Here is a 500-nt window from a genome sequence, read left to right as displayed (position 1 = left end):
TTTTCAAGATAAAGAAAGTTCTCATGGATCTGATACGTTTCTTCCATATATCTTTTTAATGCTTTTGGAAGGGACAGACGGACTTTTTCTGTGTCCCATTCATGTACAATTCCCATCTGCATATAGGTAATGGGGATACTTCCCTGTTTAAACCGCGGTGGTCTGGGATTCTCAATCCCTCCGGATCTTTTCAAGGCGTAAAAAGATTTCCATGCTTTATCCAGCAGCTTGCAGACTTCCTGGGCTGTCTGGGATGGGAGCTGTTTATACCACAGATCCTTTTTATGCGATTTTTTCTGGTAATACCAGTCCGGATAGCTCTCCATTCCCATTTCTTTGTAATGCTGACGTTCGTAATTACAGACATTCCAGAGCTTGGACGCCGCATAACACATATGTCCGATAAAGTTTGCGTATTCCTGGCTGACCTTTATGGATGTTTTCTTTGACAGCAGCATTTCCCACCTCTATGATCTCAATAAGCTTTACTCTGATGCTCA

General features: G+C 42.2%; 1 protein-coding gene. It reads right to left on the bottom strand.

Annotated elements, in window-relative coordinates; genetic code table 11:
- The coding region (locus tag WMO28_RS16810; protein WP_494337496.1) for a nuclease/transposase family protein at nucleotides 1-458 on the bottom strand (458 nt) is incomplete at its 3' end.
- Nucleotides 459-500: the final 42 nt, after the last annotated feature.

Origin of the sequence: Blautia aquisgranensis (genome assembly GCF_040096615.1) — a bacterium.
GTDB lineage: Bacteria > Bacillota > Clostridia > Lachnospirales > Lachnospiraceae > Blautia_A > Blautia_A aquisgranensis.
Note: the sequence above shows the minus strand (reverse complement) of the source record. Positions and strands in the feature narration are given on the sequence as shown.